9 protein-coding genes are annotated in these 20,940 nt (G+C 68.0%); 6 read left to right on the top strand and 3 right to left on the bottom strand.

Annotated features, from left to right (window positions below; all coding sequences use genetic code 11):
- Positions 1-307: 307 nt before the first annotated feature.
- The 3 genes from P7A99_RS22965 to P7A99_RS22955 are packed head-to-tail and all read right to left on the bottom strand — an operon-like array spanning position 308 to position 4,918.
- Complete coding sequence (locus tag P7A99_RS22965) at positions 308-3,367, bottom strand: TonB-dependent receptor (RefSeq protein WP_277796045.1); 3,060 nt, start codon at positions 3,365-3,367, stop codon at positions 308-310.
- Complete coding sequence (locus P7A99_RS22960) at positions 3,364-4,338, bottom strand: FecR family protein (RefSeq protein WP_277796044.1); 975 nt, start codon at positions 4,336-4,338, stop codon at positions 3,364-3,366. Before P7A99_RS22960 ends, P7A99_RS22965 begins: the two co-directional genes overlap by 4 nt.
- Complete coding sequence (locus P7A99_RS22955; protein WP_277796043.1) at positions 4,316-4,918, bottom strand: RNA polymerase sigma factor; 603 nt, start codon at positions 4,916-4,918, stop codon at positions 4,316-4,318. The genes P7A99_RS22960 and P7A99_RS22955 overlap by 23 nt, the downstream gene beginning before the upstream one ends.
- Positions 4,919-5,217: 299 nt before the next feature.
- Here P7A99_RS22955 and P7A99_RS22950 point away from each other — a divergent pair, with 299 nt between their 5' ends.
- The 6 genes from P7A99_RS22950 (at position 5,218) to P7A99_RS22925 (ending at position 20,499) form a co-directional block, all read left to right on the top strand.
- Positions 5,218-5,562 carry an HU family DNA-binding protein gene (locus P7A99_RS22950; protein ID WP_277796042.1) on the top strand — a complete coding sequence of 115 codons (345 nt, stop codon included), beginning with the start codon at positions 5,218-5,220 and terminating at the stop codon, positions 5,560-5,562.
- Positions 5,562-8,213, top strand: coding sequence for a glycoside hydrolase family 3 C-terminal domain-containing protein (locus tag P7A99_RS22945; protein WP_277796041.1), 2,652 nt, complete (start codon positions 5,562-5,564; stop codon positions 8,211-8,213). The genes P7A99_RS22950 and P7A99_RS22945 overlap by 1 nt, the downstream gene beginning before the upstream one ends.
- Complete coding sequence (locus tag P7A99_RS22940) at positions 8,210-11,347, top strand: sugar-binding domain-containing protein (RefSeq protein ID WP_277796040.1); 3,138 nt, start codon at positions 8,210-8,212, stop codon at positions 11,345-11,347. The genes P7A99_RS22945 and P7A99_RS22940 overlap by 4 nt, the downstream gene beginning before the upstream one ends.
- A gap of 177 nt (positions 11,348-11,524) precedes the next feature.
- Positions 11,525-15,004: a TonB-dependent receptor domain-containing protein gene (locus P7A99_RS22935; protein ID WP_277796039.1), complete on the top strand. Its 3,480-nt coding sequence runs from the start codon at positions 11,525-11,527 to the stop codon at positions 15,002-15,004.
- Between the two features lie 139 nt (positions 15,005-15,143).
- Positions 15,144-16,400, top strand: coding sequence for a pectate lyase family protein (locus P7A99_RS22930; RefSeq protein ID WP_277796038.1), 1,257 nt, complete (start codon positions 15,144-15,146; stop codon positions 16,398-16,400).
- Positions 16,401-16,875: 475 nt separating this feature from the next.
- Positions 16,876-20,499: a TonB-dependent receptor plug domain-containing protein gene (locus P7A99_RS22925; RefSeq protein ID WP_277796037.1), complete on the top strand. Its 3,624-nt coding sequence runs from the start codon at positions 16,876-16,878 to the stop codon at positions 20,497-20,499.
- Positions 20,500-20,940 lie beyond the last annotated feature (441 nt).

Here is a 20,940-nt window from a genome sequence, read left to right as displayed (position 1 = left end):
GGCCGCCGCCGGGGCGGCGGCCGGAGTGAACGCGGGGAAGTCGCCAAAGAAGGAAGCAGCGCCATGCGTCGCTTCCAGGTGGTATTCGGCTGCCGTCCTGGCTGCTCTGGATATTCAGAAAAACTGCGTTCGCTTATGGCTCGCCTTTTAGCGTTTTCGGCTGAAATCCTTGAGCATTGAATTTGATGGATATTCAGATTGTCTGCGAGCGCCTGTCCGGGATCGCGCCGTCATATGAGTAATTCTGCTGTGCTTGATGAGCCGTAGGTCGTTGAGCCCTTGTCATCGATGTCGATGAGCGCGGCCGCTACATCGCCCAGCGCAGGCCCAGCCGAAATTCGCGGCCGGTGTGGTGGCGATAGGTCGGGATCAGGGTCCGGTCGCTGAATTGCCGCTGATAGGCGTCCGTCAGGTTGGCGGCCTCAGCGGTCAGGGTCAGGTTTGGAGACAGGACGAGCTTGGCCGCCGCGTCCAGGGTGGTCAGCGGATCCACGCCGTCCACGTCGCCGCCGTTGGGCGCGGGGATGGTGGCGAGGTAGCGGCTGCGATGGCTGAGGGCGGCGCGCACCTCCAAGCCTGGTCGCTGATAGCCGAGGCCTAGATTGGCGGCCAGGCGAGGGGCGCCGAGGGCGTCCTGCATGTCGACCCAGGCGCCTGCCTGGTCGAGCAGTCGCACCTCGGTGCGCGTGTAGGCGGCCGCGCCCTGGATCGTCCAGGCTTCGCCCAGCGGGACGCGGAACGACGCCTCGACCCCGGTCAGCTTGCCCGGCCCCGAATTGATCGGCCGCGAAAACTGCCAGATCGGAAGGGCGGGGGAGCAGTCGAGGGCCGCGCCGCAGGCGGTGGCGGCGACGCTGTCGGGCAGGCCGAACGGATTGGCCGAGAAGGGGGCAGGGCGGGTTATTGCGGCCTGGACCGTGGTGGCGATGGTCTTGCGGTAGACGGCCGCCGACAACACCACGCCGGGGCGCGGTCGCCAGTCCAGCGACAGGTCGAAGGCGTCGGCGCGGGTGGGGCGCAGGTCGGGATTGCCGGACGAGACCGACTTGGCGCCGGTGGTCGATACGCTGACGCCGGGGCGCAGGCTGATCAGGTCGGGCCGCACCATCACGCGCGCCGCGCCGAAGCGCAGGACCGCCTCGGGCGACAAGCTCCAGGCGAGGTTCAGCGAAGGCAGGGTGGACCAGTAGTCGTTCGACGCGCTGATCCAGCGTGCGACCGCGTCGCTTCCGACGTCAAGGCTCGTCGCCTCGACCCTGGTGTGGACGATCCGTACGCCGGCCTCGCCCCAGAAGCGGCGCGAGGCCGTGCGGGGCAGGGCCAGTTGAAGGAAGGCCGCGTCGGAACGTTCGGTGACGTCGTAGTTCAGGCCCGCCACCGGCGCGGGGCCGAGTTCGAAACCGGGGCACCGGCCGATGGGGCAAGCCGACGACAGGGCGGCCCCGGTGTCGATCGCAAGCCATCGACCGGGCGCGCCAGCGACGCCGAAGTCGACGCCTTGGCCGACCAGGCGAGCGTAGTCGGCGATGGCCAAGCCGCGCAGGCCGTCAGGCAGGTCGGCGTTGACGTTGCCGATGCCGCCGTTCGATCGCATGCGAGCCGAACCGACGTTGCGGTAGGTCTTGGCCAGAACCCCCACCCGCCAGCCGATCGGGGCTGTGCGGTTCTCCAGGTCCAGGGCCAGGGACCGATAGCTGTTGTCGACCCAGTTGGGGTCGGAACGGAATTCGCTGAGCGTCCAGGCGCCGGGAGCGACGAGGTCGGCGTTCCCGAAGCTCAGGGCCGGCCGGTCGCGGTCGGCGAAGTCGTAGGCGAAGCCGTCGACGTCGAACTGCTCCAGATAGAGCGTCTGCTGCACCGGGTTGCTGAAATCCGAGCGGCTGAATCCGGCCAGCAGTCGGCCCTCCAGCCCCTCTTTGAAGCGACGGGTGGCGGCCAGGGTCGTCTGGCGGAAGATGGTGTTGAGCTCGTCGCGGCGGGCTTCCGAGCGGATGTCGACATTGTCGAAACGGCCCGCGATCAGCACCGGCTTGCGGCCGCCGAAAAGGGCGATATCGGCCTGCGTGACTGCGACGGCGTTGAGGCCGCAGCGCGGATCGGGCGGCGCAGCGCAGACGCCGGGCGTGCGGAAGGTGAAGCTTTCCAGCAGGCTCTCGCGGCGGCTGGAGCGCAGTTCGGCATAGATCGTGTCCAGCGCGATGCGGGTCGCCTCGTCCGGGCGCCATTCCAGCGAGCCGGTCAGGCCCAGGCGCTGCTGGTCGATCTCCATCAGCTCGAGGCGCGGGATGCGGGCGTGGAGGGCGGCGTTGACGGTGGCGAGGTCGAGCGGCGTGGCCGCCGAACCGAAGCCCGGCGCGACGGCCACGCCGGTCTCCCATTGGCCCGCGCTGGCGCCGGCCTCGACCACCGAGCGGCCCGAATAGGCAGCCGAGACCAGGACGCCCAGCCGTCCGGCGGCGTCGCGCCGTGACAGCACCGCCGACAAGCGCGGCTGGGCTTTGCCCGACAGGGTTTGGTAGCCGGCCTCTGCGACGAGCACCGCGTGGCGGCGCGGAAGGTCCATTGGCGAGCGGGTGCGCATGTCGATCGTCGCGCCGAGCGAGCCCTCGTCGACATCGGCCGAGGCGGTCTTCTGCAGGCGCACCTGCTTGAACAGGTCGGCGGCGAAGATGTTGTAGTCGAAGGCGCGACCGCGATTGGTGCCGCCGACGGCGTTGCTGGCCCCGAAGGTGGCCAGGGTCTCCATGCCGTTGACCCGCACCCGCGTGAAGCGTCCGCCGACGCCTCTGACGGCGATCTGACGGGCCTCGCCGGCTTCGGGGCCGGCCGCCACGCCGGGCATCTGCCGCAGGGCGTCGCCGAGGCCCTGTGCGCCGGCGCCGCGAAGCTGGTCCTCCAGCAGGACGTCGACCTGGGCCGGGGCGTCGCGCGGCTGCTCGGTCGCCGGCTCGGCAAGGGGGCGGGCCAGCACGCTGATCGGCGTGACCAAGGTCGGTTCTTCGGGCGGACGTGGGGGCGGCGATCGGACCGGAGGGGGCGAGGCGGTGGTGACGACCTCGGGGCCGCGCTTCAGGCTCACGACCCCCGAAGCGGAGATCGAGAACTCCAGGTCCGAACCCGTCAGCAGCGTTCGCAGCGCCTGGTTCAGCGGCATGACGCCGGACAGACCCGGCGCGCGGCGGCCGGCGGTCAGGCCGGCGGGGGCGGCGATTACCGCGCCGGTGCGGGCCGATACCGCCAGCAGGGCCGTCGCCAGGGGCTGGGCCGGCTGGTCGAAGGCGAAGCGCCGCTCCGGCGCGGCGGCCAGGGCGGGCGCGGCCGCGATCAAGGTCGCCGCCAGCGCCCCGATCGCGGGGCTGGTCCTCATCGCGCCGTCGGGCGGGGGACAGAGCGGACGTCAATGGTCCGCCACTCTTCGGAAACCTCGATTCTGACCGGCAGGATCTCTGGCAGGCTGGCGATGAAGCGCTCGGCCTGGTCGAGCTGGAAACTGGCGGTAATGCGCAGCGCAGCGGCGCGCGGCGTGATCTTCAATCCGGCATGACCCCGCGCCGTCAGGTCGGCGATCACGTCTCCCAGCGGCGCGTCGGCATAGGCCAGGCGTCCGGCGCGCCAGGCCGCGGCCTCGGTCGGCGCCGTCAGGCGCCCGTGCTCGGTGCGGCCGTTCTCAAGCAGCACGAAATCGCCGGCGCCGAGGCGAGCGACCTGCCGTCGGGTCGGGCCCTCGTAGACGGCCACGCGACCTTCCTCGACCGCCACGCGCACCTGGCCGCCTGCGCCGGCCCGGGCGTCGAAGCGGGTGCCAAGCACCTCGATCTCGGCCTTGCCGACCGCGACCTGGAAGCGCCGCCCCTCGGCCTTGCGCACGGTGAAGAAGGCCTCGCCGCGCTCCAGCTCGTAGCGCCGATCGTTCCAGCGCGAGGCCTGGATCAGGCGGCTGCCGGGGGCGAGGACCACGGCGCTGCCGTCCTTCAGCGCGACCTGGCGGGCTTGAACCCCGCTCTCGAGCGCCGCCGGCGGCTGGGCCACGAAGAGGGCGGCGACCAGGCAGGCGGCCAGCGCTGTCATGCCGCCAGCCCAAGCCGCGGGGCGCAGAACGTGCGCGCGTAGGGGCTTGGTCGCGTGGGTAGGGGTCGGGGCGGCCAGCGTTTCCAGCTCGCCCAGGGCCAGCAGCACGGCTTCGGCCTGGCGATAGGCGGCGGCATGGGCCGGCGCGGCGTCGAGCCAGCGACGCAGTTCGGCCGATCGCTCCGGCGGGAACGGCTCGCCGAACACCGCCAGGGCCCACGCCCTGGCTTCCCGGCCGATCGGCGAGTCAGGATCGACGGTTGCGTTCACGCGACAGGCCCCTGTAGTCGGCTTTGTAGTCGATGACGCCGCGCGCCAGGGCGCGCTGGCAGACGGCGGTGGTTTCGTCGATGGTCTTGCGGACCAGGGCTTCGGATACGCCCTCGCGGCGGCCGATCTCGGCGAAGCTGAGGCCCTCGATCCGGCTGGCCGCCAGATAGCGGCGATGCCGGTCGGGCAGGCCGGCGACTACCTTTTCCAGCAGTTTCAGGTCGTCGCGCGCGATCAGGGCGCGCTCGACGTCCGGCGCCTCGTCAGGCTCCAGGGCCGGCGCGGAGGCGTCGAGCAGGCGCGCCGTTCGCTGACGCCGACGTCGGCCGTCCAGGCTCAGATTGATGGCGACCCGGAAAACGAAGGCGCGCGGGCTTTCCAGGGCGCGATCCGAAGGCCGTTCGCCGAGCTTGAGGAAGGCCTGCTGGGCGACATCCTCGGGATCGGGCGGACCGGCGCCGAACCGCGCGCGCAGAAAGGCGCACAGGTCGTCCCAGTCCCGGGCGTAGGCGCGCCGATAGGCCGACCGGTCTTTCCACAGCTCGTCTTCACGAGCTTCTGGCCGTTCCGCCGTCGACACGTGGCCTCCCCAAACATCCGGTCAGGCCGGTTGGCGCGACGATGCTGGCGAAAGCCCGCCCGATCAATGGACGGCGAAAAATTATGGCCTGATCACGATTTTCTCGTGCGGATCGGTGCTCGCCGGACGTCGTTCAATGTCGGGAAGAAAAGCGGAGAAAATCTCCGTATTTATTCAAGTTACCGGTACCTTTTTCTCTTTTCGTGTCGATTGCGACATGCTTATTTCAATCATGACACCGGTAGCTAACCGGGCGAGACGGTCGACAAGGCCGCAACACGGGAAGGGGAGGCGGTTCGATGAACAGCTCTGCGCGCGACTCGGGCGCTGCGCCGCGTGGCCGGTCTTCCGGCGACGAGGGGCCCGTCGAGGAGCCCGTCTTCGATATCGCCCGGGCCTTCCAGACGGATGTCGGCGACATGCTGACCCGCTCTCTCTGCCGCCAGATCCGCGAGGCCCTGCTTGAGGGAAAGGTCGTCGATCTTCCCGGCGTCGGCCGTTTCGAAATCCGCGACAAGCGCCGCTACGGCCTGGTCAATCCCAAGAGCGGCGCCCGCGCCGACCTCGGCGGCGAGCGCGCCGTCGTCTATCGGCCCGACCGCAAGCTGCTGCGCGACCTGAATTCTTCCCGAGGCGATGTTTGATGAGCGTATCCGTCCGTAGCCGTCGCTTCGGCGTGGTTTCCCTCCTAGCGCTGTCCATGGCCACGGCGCCGGCCGTCGCGATGGCGCGGGCCGACGCCTTCCATGACGTCAGCCTCTCACCCGAGGCCCGCGCCGCCGATCTCGTCTCGCGCATGACGCTGGAGGAGAAGGCTGGCCAGCTGAAGCATGCCGCGCCCGGGATCCCGCGCCTTTCCGTGCCCGCCTTCAACTGGTGGAGCGAGGGGCTGCATGGCGTGGCTCGCGCCGGTGAGGCCACGGTGTTTCCACAAGCGATCGGCATGGCGGCCACCTGGGATGTTCCGCTGATCCAGGACGTGGCCGACACCATCGCCACGGAGTTCCGCGCCAAGTATGTCGAGAAGCGCGGCGCGGACGGGAGCTCCGGCCAGTATCGCGGCCTGACCGTCTGGTCGCCCAACATCAACATCTTCCGCGATCCGCGCTGGGGGCGGGGGCAAGAGACGTGGGGCGAGGATCCGCACCTGACGGCCGAGTTCGGCGTGGCCTTCGTGCACGGCCTGCAGGGCGACGACCCCAAGCACTACAAGACCGCCGCCACCGCCAAGCACTTCGCCGTGCACAGCGGCCCGGAGGCCGATCGTCACCACGACGACATCCATCCCAGCAAGCACGATCTGGCCGACACCTACCTGCCGGCCTTCGAGGCGCTGGTGAAGCGCGGCAAGGTCGAGTCCGTGATGTGCGCCTACAACGCCGTCGACGGCGTACCGGCCTGCGCCAGCGACTTCCTGCTCAAGGACACGTTGCGCGGCAAATGGGGCTTCAAGGGCCACGTGGTGTCGGACTGCGCCGCGATCGCCGACGTCTTCCTGCCGACCTCGCATAACTACGCCAAGACGCCGGCCGAGGGCGTGGCCGTAAGCATGAAGGCTGGCACCGACCTGATCTGCGCCGAGTTCGGCGCCAACAAGAGCGCGGAGATCGGTCCGATCGTCGACGCGGTGAAGAGCGGCCTGATGACCGAGGCCGAACTGGATCAAGCCGTTCGTCGCCTGTTCGTGGCCCGCATCAAGCTGGGTCTCTTCGATCCGCCGGCCAATGTCGCCTATTCGAAGATCACCCCAGCCGACAACGACACGCCGGCCAACCGCGCCCTGTCGTTGAAGACGGCCCAGGCCTCGATGGTGCTGCTGAAGAACAACGGCCTGCTGCCGCTGAAGGCCGCGCCGAAGCGCATCGCGGTGATCGGTCCGAACGCAGACAGCCTCGACGCCCTGGTCGGCAACTACAACGGCACGCCCTCCAAGCCGGTGACGGTGCTGGCCGGGATCCGCGCCCGCTATCCGAACGCCCAGGTGAGCTATGTCGAGGGGACGGGGCTGGTCGGTGCGCCGATGAACACCCTGCCCAATGACGCGCTCTGCGCGGACGCCGCCTGCACCGCCAAAGGCGTCAAGTTCGAGACCTTCCAGGGGCTGGACCTGTCCGGCGAGGCCAAGTCCGAGACGGCCGCCAATGTTCAGGTCAGTTGGGGGCGGCCAAATCGCGAGAAGCGCCAGACTTCGACGCGCTGGACCGGTTTCCTCAAGCCGACCGAGACCGGCGTCCATCGCTTCACCCTGCGCGGCGAGGGCGGTTATCGGGTGATCGTCAACGGCAAGGTCGTGGTCGACGCCTGGAAGCGTCCGGCCGACGCAACGCCGGAGGGCGCCGTCTCCCTGACGGCCGGCCAGACGCACGCCATCACGGTGGAGGCCTGGCAGGACGGCGACCGCGGCGACCAGCGCCTGACCTGGAGCAAGCCCAGCCAGGGCGCCGAAGCGGCGATAGCGGCGGCCAAGGACGCTGATTTCGTGCTGTTTGTCGGCGGCCTTACCGCCAAGCTGGAAGGCGAGGAGATGTCGGTCCGCGCCCCGGGCTTCGCCGGCGGCGACCGCACGCGTATCGACCTGCCCGCGCCGCAACAGAGCCTGCTGGAAGGTCTGCACGCCACCGGCAAACCCGTGGTGCTGGTGCTGATGAACGGCTCGGCCATGGCCGTGAACTGGGCGGACGAAAAGCTGCCGGCCGTTGTTGAGGCCTGGTATCCGGGCGGGGAGGGCGGCCATGCCGTGGCCGGCCTGATCGCCGGCGACTACAGCCCCTCGGGCCGCCTGCCGCTGACCTTCTATCGTTCGGCCGACCAACTGCCGCCGTTCAAAGACTACGGCATGGCTGGGCGCACCTACCGCTATTTCGGCGGCGAGGCGCTCTATCCGTTCGGCCATGGCCTGAGCTTCACCAGCTTCAAGTACGGCCAGCCGAAGCTGGCCAAGTCGGTGAAGGCCGGCGAAGCCGTGAAAGTCAGCATCGATGTCACCAATACCGGCGCCCGCGAGGGCGACGAGGTCGCGCAGCTCTATGTCTCGCGCGGTGCGGCCGGCGCGCCGATCCGATCGCTGAAGGGCTTCCAGCGGGTGGCGCTGAAGGCTGGAGAGACGAAGACCCTGACCTTCGAGCTCGATCCGTCGGCGCTCAGCGTCGTCGACGCCGTCGGCGTGCGCGCCGTCGAGGCGGGGCCGGTCGACCTCTGGATCGGCGGCGGCCAGCCGGTGTCGCGTCCGGGTCTGGCCAAGCCCGCCGGGGTCTCCGCCCGCTTCGCCGTCACCGGCCGGAAGGTGCTGCCGTGAATCTGGATCGCCGTTCCTTCCTGGCCGTCGGTGGCGCCGGCTTCGCCGCTACAGGCATGGTCGCGCCTGCGTCGGCCGCCGACCTCCTGGCCGTGCCCGACGAGGGCTGGAGCCTCTGGATCGATCAGGCCGCTGCCTGGAAGGACGACACGCTGCACCTGCCCAGCGCCGTCGACCTGAAGGCGCTGCCCGTCAATCCGCCGACCGGCGGCTGGACTGCGCTCGGCTCTTCCGATGCTATCGCCGTCAGCCTGCCGACCACGGTCGAGGAGCACTTCTGGGGCAGGTTCGCCTCGCGGCCCTACGGCGCGGACGAGTACCGCTACGCAGAGGATGACGACGTGCCGCGTTACGGCGCCTACAAGGGCGTTTCCTGGTGGTCGCGGACGATCGACATTCCCGCTTCGGCCAAGGGCAAGCGGGTGCTGCTGAACCTGCGCGGCGCGCGGCTGCGGGCCGAGGTGTTCCTGAACGAGCAACTGGTCGGCTACTCGATCATGTCGGAGTTGCCGTTCGCCTGCGACCTGACGGCGGCGATGAGGCCTGGGCAGGCCAACCGGCTTGCCATCCGCATCACCAATCCTGGCGGGCGCTTCGACTGGCGCGACAGCACCACCATGGTCTGGGGCAAGGTGAAGCTGTTCGCCTCGCACGGCTTTGGCGGCCTCGATCGCGGCATGACGTTGAGCGTCCATCCGCTGGCCGCCCGTATCGACGACGCCTGGGTCCTGAACACGCCCCAGCCGCGCAACATCACCGCGTTTATGGACGTGGTGCTGGAAAAGCCGGTCGCCGATCCGCAGGCGCTGCGCGCCAAGGCTTCGGCCGCCCTGGTCGACGACAAGGGCGCGCCGGTCGCCGCCGACATCAAGCTCGAAAGCCTGGAATTCCTCGAAGGCGGTCGTCGCCTGCGGGCCCGGTTCTCGGTGACCGCGCCCAAGGCCAAGCTCTGGGATCTCGATACGCCGCGCCTGCATCGCCTGCGCCTGTCGTGGGCGGAGGCCAGGCGTGAGGTCGATACGCGCGAGGTGCGCTTCGGCTTCCGCTGGTTCGGCGTCGAGGGCGTGGGGACGGACGCTCTGCTGCGCCTGAACGGCCGCCGCATCCGGCTCTATTCGGCGATCTCCTGGGGGTACTGGGGCTTCAACGGCCTGTGGCCGACCAGGGAGTTGGCCCGCCGCGAAGTGACCGCCGCCCACGCGCTGGGTCTGAACGCGCTGCATTTCCACCGCAACGTCGGCAAGCCCGAGGTCTTCCAGGCCATGGACGAGATGGGCCTGTTGCGGGTGATGGAGCCGGGCGGCGGGCGTCATGCCATCGGCCGCGACCTGAAGCCCGGAGAGAGCCTCAATCCCGCCGACGCCTTCAGCCGCCAGTTCATGGTCGAGAAGTGCCAGGCCATGGTGCGGGCCTTCCGCTCGCATCCGTCGCTGGCCCACTACACGCTGCAGAACGAGATCGGCGCGAACCTGGCCAATCCCGACGTGCAGTTCGTGCTGAAAGCCATGCACGACCTGGATCCCAGCCGGGCGGTCATCCTCAACGACGGCTTCGTCAAGCGCGGCGCGGCCCAGGCGATGTACCTGCCGTACAACGACCATTACTTCCGCTCGGACGTCGAGGAATGGGGCGGCTGGTGGGTCGAGCACCAGGGCGCCGGCGACCAGTGGTACGACAAGTTCTACGCGTCCAAGGACGACTACATCCACATGCAGAAGGGCAAGCCCTTCATCGTCGAGTTCGGCGAGATGCAGGGCTGCGCCGTGGCCGACAACCACGTGGCCATGGTCGCCGAGATCCTGGCCAAGGGCGGCAAGAGCTACGACCTGGAGGACCACAAGGTCATCGTCGAGCAGACCAGCGCCTATCTGGATCGCTGGGGTTTTCGCAAGGCGTTCCCGACCACCGAGGCGCTGTTCCTGTCGGTAGGGCGCAAGGCCTACGAGGCCTGGCGCAATTACCTGGAGAACATCCGCCTGGGCGAGACGGTGGACGTCGCCGCCATCTCGGGCTGGGAAAGCACGGCGATCGAGAACCATTCGGGCATCGTCGATGCCCTGCGCGGCTTCAAGGCCGACCCGACCCTGATGAGCCAGAGCCTGCGGCCCGCCCTGGCCGTGGCTAAGCCTCGCAAGCTGGCCTATGCGCCGGGCGAGGCGGCCGAGCTTGATCTCTGGCTGTTCAACGACACCGGCAAGCCGATCACCGGCGATCTGGCGCTCAGCATAGTCGGGCCGGATGGCGCGGCGCGGTCGGTGGGCCGCTGGCCGGTTCCGCGGCAGGAGGCCGACCGCATGTCGTGGCTGGTCGCCGAAAGCGTTCGGACGCCTGCCTTCGAGCGGGAAGGGCGGCATGTGATCCGCGTGGCCTTGTCGGGGGCGGGGCAGGTGGTCTCAGACCGCGAGGTCTGGGTCGCCGCGCCGCAGGGAGGCGCGCGCCGCAAGCTGAAGCTGGGCGTTTCGGGTGTTGCGAAAAGCCTGCGTACTCAGCTGGAGAAGCAGGCCGGGATCACCATCGAGGACTTCAAGGCGGGCGTGCGTTACGACGGGATCGTCGCCTCGGGCCTGAAGGCCGACGAGATCGTCCGCCGCCAGATTGGCGAGCAGACCGGCCTGGAGGCTCAGCCGAAGAAGGGCGAGAAGGTCGAGTTGGTGCTTGGCGAACTGCCGCCGGAAGTGCTGGCGGCCGTCTCGGCCGGGACGCCGCTGCTGGCCATGGTGCAGGAAGACGGCCTGGCCGAGGGCGTGGCCAAGCAACTCGCGGGTCTTGGCCTCTTTTCCTACGCCGGCCAGGTCGGCGGCCTGCGGGCGCCGTGGATGGGCAACTGGAACTACGTGCGGGCGCATCCGACCTTCGCCGGCATTCCGTCCGACATGGCCATGAGCGTGCTGCACCAGGTGGAAGGGCAGCCCTCGAACGGCCTGCTGGTCGACGGGCAGGGCGTCGAGGTGATCGCCGCCTACAGCCGCGACCACGACCGCCACAATGGCGCAGCCAGTTTCATCGCGCGCAAGGGCGCGACGCGGGTGCTGGTCCATCGCCTTCCCGACATGGTCGCCCCGCTCCAGACGCGCTGGCTGAGCAACGCGCTGGACTGGCTGGCGGCCGATCCGATCACGAGCCCAGGAGGGTGAGCGACGATGTCTAGCGCCTAGAGCCGAGACCTGATGGCGGCCTGCCGCCGTCCGTGAGGACCAAGAGATCAGTGCGGGCTTTCTCGCCGCCGCGCCCCTGGCGCGGCGAACGGGAGCGCTTGCGCCAAAGCCGACGCGTCCGAAGCGACGCGATCAACAATTGGGAGGGAAATAGGGATGACCAATCACAAGACGGGCAAGGCGCCGCCGCGCACGCGGCTGCTGGCCGGGATTTCGAGCCTGACGGTGGCTGCTCTGCTGACGCCGGCCGTCGCGCTGGCCCAGGCGACGCCCCCGCCGCCGGCGGCGGACCAGCCGATCACCGACAATGCGGTCAGCGAGGTGGTCGTCACCGGCTATCGCGCCGCCCTGCGCAGCGCCATCGACACCAAGAAGAACTCGGACGTGATGCTCGACGCCATCAACGCCGAGGACATCGCCGACTTCCCTGACTCCAACCTGGCGGAGTCGCTGCAGCGCCTGCCGGGCATCTCGATCGACCGCGACAACGGCGAGGGCCGCACCATCAGCGTGCGCGGCCTATCGGGCGATTTCAGCCGGGTGCGGATCAACAACATGGAGGCCCTGTCGACCGGCGCCTCCAACGACTCCGGCTCCAGCCCCAACCGCTCGCGCGCCTTCGACTTCAACGCCTTCGCCTCGGAGCTTTTCAGCTCGGTGCGGGTGCGCAAGTCCTCGTCGGCCGAGGCTGACGAAGGCTCGCTGGGCGCCACCGTCGACCTGATCACCGGCCGGCCGTTCGACTACAAGAAGGGCGCGTTCGCCCTGTCGGCCGAGGACAGCTATTACGAGAACGGCAAGAAGCACAGCCCGCGCATCACGGGCCTGGTCTCCAACCGCTGGTTCGACGGGCGCGTGGGCCTGCTGCTGTCGGCCGCCTACGCCAAGCGCACCTCCGAGGACGACACCTACGCCCGCGGCGGCGGCTCGTCGGACTACGTCTATCGCGGCTCGACCTGGACCGGTGACGAACTGCCCGGCCGGGCCGGCTTCGCCGCGCCGACGGGCACGGTGTTCACCGCCCTGATCCCGACCACCCTGACGGGCTCGGCCCTGGACGCCTACAAGGCCAACCCGGCCAATTACTACAATCCGCTGGCCAACCCGCTGGCCTATGCCGAGATGACCGGCTCGGATCCGGCCGCCTACGCCAAGCTCTACCCGAACTGCGCGGCGACCTCGGGCCAGCCGGTCGCAACCCTGACGCCGACCTCGCCGGGCTGCAATGACAGCCAGATCCGCTTTCCGGCCCTGCCGTCGATCGCCCAGCGCGACGTCGAGACCGAGCGCCTGGGTCTGACGGGGGCCTTCCAGTTCGAGATCGGGCCGCGCACCAAGCTGACGGTCGACGGCCTCTATTCGCGGTTCGAGAGCGTCAGCACCAACTACCAGTTGTCGCCGGTGGGCCTGAACCGCAACAACACCAACGCCAGCTATCAGTACGGCGCCAACACCCCGACCGCGACGGCCCGCAACGGCAGCGCCATGACCGACGCCCAGCGCCGCGCGCTCTATCCCGGCGGCTGCACCTTCACGGCCGAAACCGACCTGAACCCAGGCCAGGACTGCGGCCAGCAGCTCTACGGGCAGAACCCGGTCAGCGGCTACACCTACAGCTACAACCCCTACAACCTGGATCCGTACGAGTACTATACCAACCCGTCCTCGCCCGGTTACGCCGGCCCGGCCGCCAGCCTGCCGTTCCGGGGCGACCTGATCGGGCGTCCCTCGGTGAAGCTGCTCGACGCCGACGTCGTCGGGCAGAACGCCGAGTACCTGAAGCTGGGCAATGTGGACTGGCGCTCCGGCGCCGACCGCGGCGCCTACACCACCGATTTCCGCCAGGTGTCGGCCGAGCTGAGCCACGAGTTCAGCGACAGGCTGAAGGCGACCGTCGCCTATGGCGCCTCGCGGTCGGAGAACAAGAACACCGGCACTCTGGTCGAGTTCAACTACATGGACGCCCAGGAGCCCTTCATCTTCGACGAGCGGGGCGCTTCGGGCATGCCGCGCTTCGACGCCGGCTTCGACGCGGCCGACGCCAAGAAGTGGGGCATCGTCAAAGGCTTCTCGGGCATGCGCCACTACAAGCGCAACACCCTGAACACCTATGACGGCGCCAAGATCGACGTGGCCTACGAGCTGGATGACAACTGGACGATCAAGTTCGGGGTCACCGGCCGCAAGTACGAGTTCTCGACCGACCAGTACGAGCGCAACAACGACCTGCTGAATCCGACCGAGAGGGAAGCCGGCGTGACCAGCGCCTCGCTGGGCCAGGTGATCGAGTTCGGCCAGGGGCTGGACGTGCCGCAAGGCTCGACCACGCGCTTCTTCGCGCCGAACCTTGAGGCCTTCAGCAGCGTCTTCGGCTTCGACTGCGACTGCATCAACAAGTACGGCGACTTCCGCATCACCCGTAAGCGCAACCGCTCGGCCTCGTTCGAGGTGGCCGAGAAGAACCTCGCCTACTACGCCCAGTTCGGCTTCAGCTACGAGGTCTGGGGCGGTCGTCGCCTGTTCGGCAATGTCGGCGTCCGTCAGGCCGAGACCGAGGTCGAGTCCGTCGGCGAGACCACGGCCGGCCGTCCGATCCGCGGCGAGAACAAGTACACCGACACCCTGCCGTCAGGTAACCTGACCTGGGAGGCGATGGACAACCTCTACATCCGCTTCGCCGCGGCCAAGGTCATGGCTCGCCCGCTGCTAGGCAACCTGTCGCCGGCCGTCACCGGCATCAGCATCCCCGGCGACGGCTCGGTCACCGGCGGCACCCTGACCGTGGGCAATCCGAAGCTGTCGCCGTTCCGCGGCAAGGCCTTCGACGTTGCGGGCGAGTGGTACTTCACCGAAGGCGGCCTGATCAGCCTGGGCTACTTCCGCAAGGACATCGACTCCTATCCGCAGACGGTATTCTACGAGGCGCCGCTGTCGGAGTTCCTGGATGCGGACGCCATCGCCCAGCTGCGCCTGCAGTTCCCGGGCGAGACCGGCGGCGACATCTTCCGCCGCGCCTATATCGACGCCGACAACGTGATGCTGGCCCGCCAGGTCCGTGACGCGCCCGGCGGCGTGCTGCAAGGCTGGGAGTTCAGCTACCAGCAGGACTTCACCTTCCTGCCCTGGTACTTCAAGAACCTCGGCGTCCAGTTCAACATGACCAAGCTGGACACCGAGCTGAAGTACATCCTCGACCCGGGCGCGGTGAACGCCACCACGGGCGCGGTGACCAAGGCCCCGGTCTATGGCACGGGTCCATGGCTGGGCTCGTCGCCCAAGGGGATCAACTTCACGGTCTATTACGAGACCAAGAAGTTCAACGCCCGCGTCTCGATGGCCCAGCGCGACCAGTATTACACCAAGTATCCCATCGCCTCGGGCAACTGCGACCCGGGCCTCCAGGCCAACGGCTCGGCCTGCGATGGTCCGCTGATCAACGAGTTCGAAGGGGCCAAGTCGACGATGAACGTCGACTTCTCCATGCGCTACCAGCCCACCAAGCAGGTCAGCATCACCTTCGAGGCGCTGAACATCACCGACGAGAAGTCCGAGCGGTTCGTCTACAACGATCCGGTCATCCTCTCGTACGGCGGCAGCGGTCCCAACTATCGGGTTGGCGTGCGCTACAAGTACTAGCGCGCGGCAAGACTGGCCGCCGCGCCCCTCCGCGCGGCGGCCAACCCCTTCGGCTTTCCCCAGGGCTCGAAGGCGGCCTCGGCGGAGGACCTCGCGCGGTTCTCCGCCGCTTCTTTTTCAGTTCGACCAGGAGTGGACGATGCGGACGGGTGACGTGCTGGTGGGGCGCCGGACGGTGCTCGCGGCGGGCGGAGCGGCCTTGCTGGCGCCGGCCACGGCGTGGGCCGCGACGCCCGATTTCGCCGCCCTGGGTTGGGCCAGCGCAAGGGGCGGCGAGGACGGGAGGGTCTTGCGGGTCACCACGCTGGCCGCCGACGGGCCAGGCTCGTTCCGCGCCGCCGTGGAGGCCTCCGGGCCTCGCAAGGTGGTGTTCGACGTCGCCGGGGTCATCGACCTGGGCCGCAAGAGCATCCGGATCCGCGAGCCGTATCTCACCGTGGCGGGCGAGACCGCGCCGTCGCCGGGCATCACCTTCATTCGAGGCGGCATCGAGGTGCAGAGCCACGACGTCGTGCTGCGTCACCTGCGGGTGCGGGCCGGCCGTGACGGAGCCCCCGACCGCAGCGGCTGGGAAGTCGACGGCATCACCTGCTGGAAGGCCTGCGACGTCATCGTCGACCACTGCTCGGTCGCCTGGGCCACCGACGAGAACCTGTCGGCCTCGGGGCCGCGCTTCGACGGCGTCGACACGGTGGAGGCCTGGCGCAAGGGGACTTCGCGCCGGATCACCTTCAGCAACAACATCGTTTCCGAGGGCCTCTCGCACGCCAGCCACGTGAAGGGCGAGCACTCGAAGGGTACGCTGATCCACGATAATGCGACGGAGGTGCTGATCGCCGGCAACCTCTATGCCCACAACCTCGAGCGCAACCAGCTGTTCAAGGGCGCGGTGCATGCCGTCTCGGTCAATAACCTAGTCTACGATCCCGGCACGCGGGCCATGCACTATGCGCTGAACGCCCCCGAATGGGAGGGGCGGGCCTGGCAGGTCGGCCGGCTGGCGCTGGTCGGCAATGTCGTTCGCGGCGGCGCCTCGACCCGGCCCGACCTGCCGTTCCTGATCGTCGAGGGGCAGGGAGATCTGGACCTCTACGCCCAGGACAATCGCGCCGCCTATGCCGATGGCGCCCCGATGCCCGAAGTGCGGGTGCTGCCGACCACGCCTCTGCCGAAGGTGCGCCGACTGCCCGCCGCGCCGCTATGGCCCAAAGGGTTGAAGGCTCTGCCGGCCCTGGCCGTGGAGGGCCTCGTGCTGGCCCATGCCGGGGCCCGGCCCTGGGATCGTGACGCCGTCGACCTCCGAATCCTTCGCCAGGTAAAGGACGGCTCAGGTCGCGTGATCGACGACGAAGCCGAGGTCGGAGGCTATCCGGCCGCCGGATGGAACAAGGCCTGACGCCTCGAATCGACGTTTTTCGGTCACGTTTAGAAAAACACCGGCCACTTGTAGGAGTTTTTATGGCCGCTCTGGTTGGCCATACCGCTCGCCCGGGCTGAGACGCCTGGGCGAGCATTGTTCGTTGTTTCGCCGAAGGTTTTGAGCTTTCTCGCCTATTCCGCGCTGCAATATGTCAGCGTTGTCATCGCGCGATACCGCCGAGCATGCTTATCGCATTGATCATAACAATAACTTGTCTGAGTATCTCGGTTATGCAACAGAGTGGTCAGGCCAAATATGGCATGGGCTGACGGCATCGACCGTCGGCGAGGGCGGGAGGAAACGATGATCAAGACAATACCGGCCGGCGCATAGCGGCGGCCCGGCCAGCTCTGGGAGGAGCGGCCGGGCGACGTCGCCGATTGCAGTCCACGAGCCTGGCGGGCGGCCAAGACGCCTCCGCGAAAATAAGAAGACTTTGGGAGAGGAAGTAATGAAGCGCTTCAGCGCGCGCGGCCGCACGGCCGCGGCTGTGTCGATCATCGCCTTGAGTGCGGCCGTCTGGCCGGTCCAGCAAGCCGCAGCACAATCCGAAACCGTCAAGACCGGCGGGAGCGTCGAGTCCCCGACCGAGGTCGAGGCCATCGTCGTCGGGGCGCGCGCCTCGCAGCAGTCGTCGATCGCGCGCAAGAAGCGCAGCGCCACGGCTCAGGACTCGATCGTCGCCGATGATGTCGGCTCGTTCCCCGACAGCAACGTCAACGAAGCCATGTCGCGCATCGCCGGCGTGGCCATCGAGCGCAACGGCTTCGGTGAAGGCGACGGCGTGTCGATCCGCGGCAACGGCGCTGACCTGACCCGCGTGGAGCTGGACGGCATGGGCGTGGCCGCCTCGGGCTTCAGCCTGGCCGCCGGCGGCGGTGACGGCCGCGGGGCCGACCTTCGCGAATTCCCGGCCGAAATGATCAAGAGCCTGGACGTCATCAAGGGGCAGACGGCCGACATGACGCCGGGCGGCCTGGGCGCCACCGTCCAGATCCAGACCCGCACAGGCCTGGACTTCAAGAAACCCTACCTGTCGGTCCGCGGCGCCGCCGCGGGCAACACCCTGTCGCGCAAGGCCTCGCCTGACCTGGGCGTGGTGGCCTCGCGCAAGTTCCTCGACGACCGTCTCGGGGTGATCGGCAACATCAGCTACAGCAAGCGCCTGAACGACAGCCACGCGCTGAACAACGGCGGTTCGAACAACGCCCAGGGCTATACGCGCTTCGCCGACTTCGACAATTCGCCGGACAAGACCTTCACCTACAACCCGGCCACGGCCAACGGCATCGGCGCCAACGACCCGATCGCCTCGTGGGCGATGGTCGGCGGCGGCACGTTCAACGCCCCCACGCCGCTGGACATCTACACCAAGTCGGCCGCGGCCAAGACCAAGGCCGAGTGCCTGAGCGCGTTCCCGCTGCTCAACACCACCCAACTGAACTCGATCGTGTCGGGCTCCAACGGCGCCAACCGGCAGGCCGCCCAGGCCGCGCAGATCAACGCCCAGATCAGCTGTCTCAACCAGTGGAACGACTACACGCCCAACCTGGTGCGCGACCAGAACCTGACCCAGTACGAAGACCGCCTGTCCTGGGACCTGCGTTTCGACTACCGCGTCAATGACGACCTGACGATCTTCGCCAAGTACCAGGTCTCCAACCGCGAGCAGAACGAGAACAACCGCCAGCGGACCCGTGGCGGCATCACCTCGCTGTACGGCGCTTCGGCCAACCAGACGGCGACTTCGCTTGTCACCAACACCTTCTACCCGGCCGGCACGCCCAACATCCTCTCGGCCATCCCGGGCGGCGGCTTCTACATCTACAATCAGGGCATGCCGACCGCGCCGTTCACGATCGACACGACGCCGGGCTCGAGCGTGACCAACAATTCGTTCCCGCTGTGGGGCGTGGCCGCCAACATCGTGCCGGGCTCGGTCCAGGTCGACGGCAACCATCACCTGACCCAGTTCGACATCACCAACGCCGCGCTCGGCATCGACCAGATCCAGAACGACCAGATCTGGAAGACGAACTACATCTCCGGCGGCGCCAACTACAACCGCGGGCCGCTGACGATGGACCTGATGTTCGGCCGCAGCGAAAGCGACTATTCGCGCACCGACCTGCGCTTCTCGCGCAGCTACACCTACGGCAACGCCACCATGAGGGCGCTGGAGAACGGTATCTGGACGATCGACATGCCGTCGTCGTTCGATGACACCGACATGCGCAACTACGCCCAGCTGAACGCCCCGACCGCCGTGGGCCAGCCGGCCTATTCGAACGCCTATCGCCTGGTCTTCAACCCGCGGAAGGTGGAAAGCGCCGAAGATCAGCTGAAGTTCGACGTCACCTACCTGCCCGACATGCCGCTGTTCACGCGTTTCAAGGCGGGCATCCTCTATCGCAAGGGCACGGCTAATTCGTGGGCCGGCGGTGGTTACTCGCCCGACCCGGGCATCTTCGTGCCGACCCTGACCCTGCGCGGCGACGTGCGGGCGTGCGAGAACGTGGCCTCGACCCTGCCGGCCAACGCCTGCAACTACGGCTACGCCCCCAACGCGACCACGGGCGTCAACTTCCTGTACGGCATTGAGACCGTTCCGCAGGCCAAGTTGATCGAGATCTTCCAGAGCTCGATCGAAGGCAATTCGGGCAAGTTCATGCCAGGTTACAAGGGCGTCTCGGGCCTGGAGGTTTGGGACAGCATCGACGTCAAGAAGGCCTTCTCGCAGATGGCCGGCGCGGCGAACTACAACTTCGACTGCCTCAAGGAGTGCCTGGCCAGCGACGGCAAGACCTACAAGCAGCCGTTCAACGAGACCGAGGAGACCATGAGCTCCTGGTACTGGATGGCCGACCTGGCGCACGACCTGCCGTTCGGCATGGAGTTCCGCGGCAATCTGGGCACGCGGATGTTCAAGACCGAGGCCAAGGGCTCGGGCTACGTGACCCTGGCCACGACCTTCAAGAACGCACTCTTCGACCCCAACAACCCCACGGCCACCGCTGGCGTCACGACCACCAACCGGGTCCGCCCGGTGTCGATCAACAAGAGCTACACCGGCTGGCTGCCGTCGTACAACGCGGCCGTCTGGGCGATCCCGGACAAGGTCGTGCTGCGCTATTCGTGGGCCAAGACGATCGCGCCGCCGCCGATGAACCGCCTGTGGCCGGGCGGCACCTGCACCTATGACGAGCGTCGCGACGGCGTGACCGACGCCGACGGTTCCGAGCAGGACATGGCCTGCGGCACCTTCGGCAACGCCGACCTGAAGCCGTACCAGGCGACCAAGAACAACACGAGCCTGGAGTGGTATCCCAACAAGGACACCTCGTTCAGCCTGGCCTACTATCGCCAGAAGGTGCGGGTGGGCGCTCCGATCGCCGTGCCGGTCAAGAACGTCAACATCTTCGAAGGTACCGATTTCGAGATCCCGGGCACCGGCAAGAAGTTCTCGGACTACGAGTTCGGCATGACCACCTTCGAGAACGGTCCCGGCTACGTGCAGTCGGGCTGGGAGTTCGTGGCGCGAACGGCCTTCACCTACCTGCCTTGGAAGCTCAGCAAGACCGGCATGGACTTCAACATCTCGACCACCAAGTCGGGCAACGCGGTCACCTACATGGACCCGCTGACCGGCGAGGGCCTGGATCCGCAGGGGCAGTCGAAGTACTTCGCCAACCTGGTGTTCTGGTATGACGACGGCGTCACCAAGGCCCGTATCGCCTACCAGACCCGCGACCGCGTGCTGTCCTGCATCTCGCCGTGCGGCAACACCAGCGCCTCGCCGGTGAGCAACGCGCCGAACACCAATATCGGCAACTTCGTGCGCTTCCCGTACAACCCGAGCGAGCCCTACTACTCGGAACAGTACGAGTACCTCGACGCCAAGATTTCGCGTCGGATCAACAAGAACCTCGAGGTCTATCTGGAAGGCCGCAACCTGCTGCAGGCCGCCCGCCTGTCGGTGGGCTCGGACGACCGCGGCTTCGAAGGCCGGGCCAACCCCTGGTCGGTCGGCTACGGCGGTTCGCGCTTCGCTCTCGGCTTCACCTACCGGAACTAGGCTCTCCATTCCGGCAGGCTCCTGGCCCTTCCCTGGCGACAGGGGAGGGCCTTTTGCTGTTTGGGGAGCTTGGCCAAGATGCTCCCCCTGGAGGGGGAGCATCTGGACGGCGAGCCTCCCCCTCTGGGGGAGGCGGCCGAAGGCCGGTGGGGGGACGGTTTCAGCTTTCGAGGCATGGGCCTGTTTCGCAATCACTCCCCCCACCGATCGCTGCGCGATCGCCTCCCCCACAGGGGGAGGTTCCTTTTGAGTGGGCACGGCTTCTCAGCCTCTCGTGGAAACCACGGAAGTTGATGGAGAGGGCGCGGGGCGTCCGGGCCTCGCCCGGATGTGTGAGTTTCAAGTACCGTTTCGACGAAGCTGGAACGCCCCGCGCGATCGTTTGTCCTCAGGCCGGGGCGCGCAGGCCTCTTCCGCCTTTTACCCCTTCCCCATGCAGTG

Origin of the sequence: Caulobacter endophyticus (genome assembly GCF_029543245.1) — a bacterium.
Classification (GTDB): domain Bacteria; phylum Pseudomonadota; class Alphaproteobacteria; order Caulobacterales; family Caulobacteraceae; genus Caulobacter; species Caulobacter endophyticus_A.
Note: the sequence above shows the minus strand (reverse complement) of the source record. Positions and strands in the feature narration are given on the sequence as shown.

Excerpts from the sequence above, each read along its gene's own strand:
- P7A99_RS22935 (WP_277796039.1), top strand. The coding sequence starts at position 11,525 with ATGACCAATCACAAGACGGGCAAGGCGCCGCCGCGCACGCGGCTGCTG.
- P7A99_RS22965 (WP_277796045.1), bottom strand. The coding sequence starts at position 3,367 with ATGAGGACCAGCCCCGCGATCGGGGCGCTGGCGGCGACCTTGATCGCG.
- P7A99_RS22950 (WP_277796042.1), top strand. The coding sequence starts at position 5,218 with ATGAACAGCTCTGCGCGCGACTCGGGCGCTGCGCCGCGTGGCCGGTCT.
- P7A99_RS22945 (WP_277796041.1), top strand. The coding sequence starts at position 5,562 with ATGAGCGTATCCGTCCGTAGCCGTCGCTTCGGCGTGGTTTCCCTCCTA.
- P7A99_RS22925 (WP_277796037.1), top strand. The coding sequence starts at position 16,876 with ATGAAGCGCTTCAGCGCGCGCGGCCGCACGGCCGCGGCTGTGTCGATC.
- P7A99_RS22930 (WP_277796038.1), top strand. The coding sequence starts at position 15,144 with ATGCGGACGGGTGACGTGCTGGTGGGGCGCCGGACGGTGCTCGCGGCG.